Here is a 3,971-nt window from a genome sequence, read left to right as displayed (position 1 = left end):
CAATCCCCAGTCCCTTACCTTTACGAGTGATTCAGAAATCAAAGACGCTCGATAGCGCAGCGTTAGCGACGCAGGAGCGTCTGACTCGCTACCGCTTCTCCCAAGGGGAGACGCTACGCGAACGCTATCGGATTGCTATAGTGACTTTATTGTTCCCTTTATGGATAATTAATACCAAAATTCCAAGTTAATAAACTTTGTAATTTAAAATTTTCAAAGTTGTGAAAGCCATAGCCTAATTCTTTAATTAGCTTGAGTTTATTATTAATTCCTGGTAGGTTAATCATTTACTCTAGGGGAAATCTTATCACTAGCATCCTGAAACCTAAATTTTTATATTTTAATTACAGATCAAACATTCTTACTCCAGTCTGAAAAAGCTAAAAATATTTACTACGTAGGGCTTTCACTGATTATGAGATGATTTTATTCCATAAATTCAAGAATTTCTCTCTTTTTTACATAAAGGGAGCGATAGAACAGATTTAACTTAATCTTATCCTTATTTTTATTTGTTCTTAGTTGTCTCAATACTTTTAATACAATATATTTTATCTGATAAGTATGAAATCTTCTATAAAAACCCGATTTAATTTTTGAAAAGCTTTACCACTGGTAGCTTTGAGCCACCTAAATCAGAGCTTCAGTGTATTTAAAAATATTAATACCTGACTCTTAGTAGTTGTATGTAATATTGTCAAAGCAGATTTAAGGATTCAGTCTGACCGTTTGGTATTGTACTAACTAAACCAGGATAAACTCTATGTATCGATTCCAGATCAGTGCATACACACAAACGGGTGAATCCATCGGTCTTGTCGGTTCGACTCCAGAGTTGGGAATGTGGGATATCGTAAAATGTGTCCACCTGCGTACAAGTGGCGATCGCTATCCTTTATGGTGGACAGATGAAATTGATATTCAGCAGCCTTTATCGGGCGATGGAAATATTGAATACAAGTACATACGTCTTGATGCAAAGGGTAACGCCCGATGGGAGAGTTTACTAGATACAAATCGCTGGATTCCCATTGAGCCTAACGATAATTCCAGCACAATTATTGTGGATGATGGCGCATTCGGTTATTTACAACCTTACCCCTTTGGATATCTTGATAAACCTGCTGTCAAGATACCTGTGGATGCTCCCGGGGCTGAAAGGATCAAAATTGTAGTAATTGGCAGTTCTGTTGCAGTAGGTCATAAAGCCTGGTTTTTGAAAGGTTGGGTTTGGCTGTTGGCAGAAGCTTTACAGCAAAAATATGGGCATAAACTCGTGAATGTGTCGGAAGTGGGGGCGAATGTCAGCAGAACGATCGCTCGATTTGGCTCAGTTGTTACCCCAGAACAACCCGATATCGTAATTATTGCCCTGTCTCTGGGCAACGAAGGGTTAGCTTCCTGTCCCCCTCACGAACGACGAGCAGTACAGCGACGGTTTGAAAGTGGCTTGCAGCAGCTTGTAAAAATGACGCGGGACATCGGAGCAACTCCAATTCTGGGCGGTGTCTATCCCAATGGCGATTATTCCCAGGAACATTACTGGCTGATCCGAGACACACGCAACCGAATTCTAAGTTGGGGCGTACCTGTACTGGATTGGTTGGCAGCTGTGGATGATGGGCAAGGACGATGGAAAGCGGGGATATCCTTCGATCCGGCTCACCCGAACACGGTTGGTCATAGGCTCATGTATCAGCAGATCAACCAGCACCTCTTCGATATCGACAAAGACAAATTAGCAAAAGAAAAACAACGTTTTCAGCAACCGAAGGAATTTCCTATCTACTTTGACAATACGGGCTTTCATGTCTCTGTCTGTATGGAAGAGAAGCGTTTACGGATTGTTAATCCATCACAATACGGCTACACGATCGCTCCCTATTGGCAGGAACTACAAACTGCACTGCAAAGTAAGGCTGGATTGATACCGGGTATCTACATTGCAAAAGATGTCCAACCAGGGACGCTCCCCTTCTTTGCTGTAGAGGATGGCGCGATCGCAACTACAATAAACATTCCCCCTAGTGCCAACCTAGAATATAGCGCTGCATTCAATCTCTTTTCGCCAAACAACGTTTTATTCTATGACGGGCATCTAGGGATTTTGCAAGCCGATGAACGCCACCTCTGGGTAATCAACGAATCAGACAACGAGTACAACATCCAGCCAATGTGGACGGAAGTTTGCAACGCACTTAAAGCGATGCCATCGGGTGTCTATGAAGATCCGCTTTATCCCAACGCCCCCTTTCGTACCCTAATGATTGGCAAGGATGGGCTAGAAAGCCGGGTGAAAGCACCACCGAAGTCTGCGATGCTTTTCCAATACAAATGCAAATTATCGGATATCAGCCGTGTGGCCATTCTTCCCCTTGGCGATCGCTGTGCCGTCCGTATGATGCTATATAAGATGGAGTACGACGGCCCCGCCTTTCCCTTTGATCTAACGCGCACCACCAATATTGGAGATGTCGCCGATGCGATCGAAAACGGTTTTGATGATATGTGGAACCCTGCTTTTCTGCACTACAGTCCCGATGCAGGCAGAATTTACCACAGTAAGTGGTCAGGTTTATCCTTTGCCCATGAAGTTGAGGAGACAGACGATCCAACTAACGATATGTCTCCCGTCCATGAACGGATGCGCGTTCGCTACACGGCACGTTCTGAAAGGTTTTGGTATGCACTGCGGCATTGTGATAAAGTACTTTTCGTCCGTACAGGAGTTAGCGATGCCTACGGCGGCAAGCTACGCGGTGGTGTGATAGATTTAGTCAACAAGCTACAAAAACAATGTCAGGGAAAGCCCTTTCATCTCTTGCTTCTTTCTCCCCAAAGCGATGATGAGTTTTTAGACCTTCCCAATGTGCTGCACTACAATGTCGAGTTTAATCCTGATCGCATGTATGACGATTTGGGACACTGGATGTACTGCACAGAGGTGATGCGAGGAATTCTGCAATCTCTTGGGGTGTCCAGTAAAAACCTCTTTTGGTGTCCACCCAAAATACCGAAGGGGTGGGAAACTAGATAAGGAACTTCCAAGAAATAAATTATCCAATCTTGTGGGGTGGGCATCTTGCCCGCCTTTGACTATGGGCGGGCAAGATGCCCACCCCACAATAAATAGTTGTATATTTTTTATTTGGAAGTCCCTAAGAGCGATGCCTACGGCTGGCTACGCCTACGCATTTGTTGATTCGGCGTACTCATTTGTTATTTCGGAGTTCGCATTTGTTATTTCAGTGTACCCATTTGTTATTTCAGCATACTCATTTGTTATTTTGGCGACTGGGTTGTTTGAGTGGCTGTGAAATGATCTGCCGATTACTTACAGCTTGTTTTTGCCGCAAATCATCACAAATTGCTTGTAAGTCGTAGTTGAAAGCCTTTGCATGTTCTTCTCGAATTCTATAAATCTCTTCAAGAATTTCATCTTTCCACATATCTACTCTCCCATTAATTCGTAGGGTGTACAAAGAGTTGGCAACTCGTATCCGGCATCAAGACTGATTTGGGCTAGCTTCTTCTGGATTTGAGCATTGGCAACATGCTTACAGTTCCACGTTAACAGATAGTCCAATCCGTAAACTGTAGCTGCTGCAATATGAAGCGCATCGTCAGCAGCTTTCGGTGGAAGGCTACTTCTTGCGATAAATTGTGCTGCTAAATTTTGAACAGCTTCACTAACTTCAAGCAAAGGAAAATCACGCACTATTTCAAGTCGCTTCGTTGCTATCTCTGTATCGCCTCGTGCTACTTCATCCAAAACCACTTAAGAAATGTAGAGCATAAACTGACCGCGACGTGTGTCCCACCATTCCCGCGTAGCTTCTAAATTAGCCATGAGGATCAAGTTGTTGCTGGGTCTAGCAGTCAAGTAGCCAACAATACTGGTTTCAATGTAAACAGTTTCGCTCATATCGCATAAGCTGTTAACTTTCTCATATTATCCGAAGAGATCGCTA

General features: G+C 43.5%; 5 protein-coding genes and 1 pseudogene. 2 read left to right on the top strand and 4 right to left on the bottom strand.

The features are described from left to right. A partial coding sequence (locus tag VE944_RS09400; protein WP_324975625.1) for a hypothetical protein occupies nt 1–191 on the top strand: 191 nt, incomplete at its 5' end. Here the strand turns inward: VE944_RS09400 and VE944_RS09395 are convergent. After that, nucleotides 159–272 (bottom strand): annotated as a pseudogene (locus tag VE944_RS09395) (transposase); the annotation flags it as partial. The gene VE944_RS09400 and the pseudogene VE944_RS09395 overlap by 33 nt on opposite strands. Nucleotides 273–763: 491 nt before the next feature. On the opposite strand from VE944_RS09395, the gene VE944_RS09390 reads away from it, so the two are divergent. Beyond that, a complete protein-coding gene (locus tag VE944_RS09390; RefSeq protein WP_324975622.1) occupies nt 764–3,037 on the top strand; it encodes a DUF1796 family putative cysteine peptidase in 2,274 nt (757 codons plus the stop codon). Between the two features lie 238 nt (nt 3,038–3,275). Here the strand turns inward: VE944_RS09390 and VE944_RS09385 are convergent, their stop codons facing one another. Genes VE944_RS09385 through VE944_RS09375 form a run of 3 tightly spaced genes read right to left on the bottom strand, consistent with a single transcriptional unit; the run spans nt 3,276 to nt 3,925 of the window. After that, nucleotides 3,276–3,449, bottom strand: a complete 174-nt coding sequence (locus VE944_RS09385) for a hypothetical protein (RefSeq protein ID WP_324975620.1) — start codon at nt 3,447–3,449, stop codon at nt 3,276–3,278. A 2-nt stretch (nt 3,450–3,451) separates the two neighbouring features. Beyond that, nucleotides 3,452–3,778, bottom strand: coding sequence for a type II toxin-antitoxin system VapC family toxin (locus VE944_RS09380; protein ID WP_414690116.1), 327 nt, complete (start codon nt 3,776–3,778; stop codon nt 3,452–3,454). Beyond that, the gene (locus VE944_RS09375) at nt 3,779–3,925 is read right to left on the bottom strand and encodes a PIN domain-containing protein (RefSeq protein ID WP_324975614.1); all 147 of its coding nucleotides are present in this window, start codon (nt 3,923–3,925) and stop codon (nt 3,779–3,781) included. Between the last annotated feature and the right edge of the window lie 46 nt (nt 3,926–3,971).

The organism is Nostoc sp. (assembly GCF_035638895.1).
Lineage (GTDB): Bacteria > Cyanobacteriota > Cyanobacteriia > Cyanobacteriales > Nostocaceae > Nostoc.
Note: the sequence above shows the minus strand (reverse complement) of the source record. Positions and strands in the feature narration are given on the sequence as shown.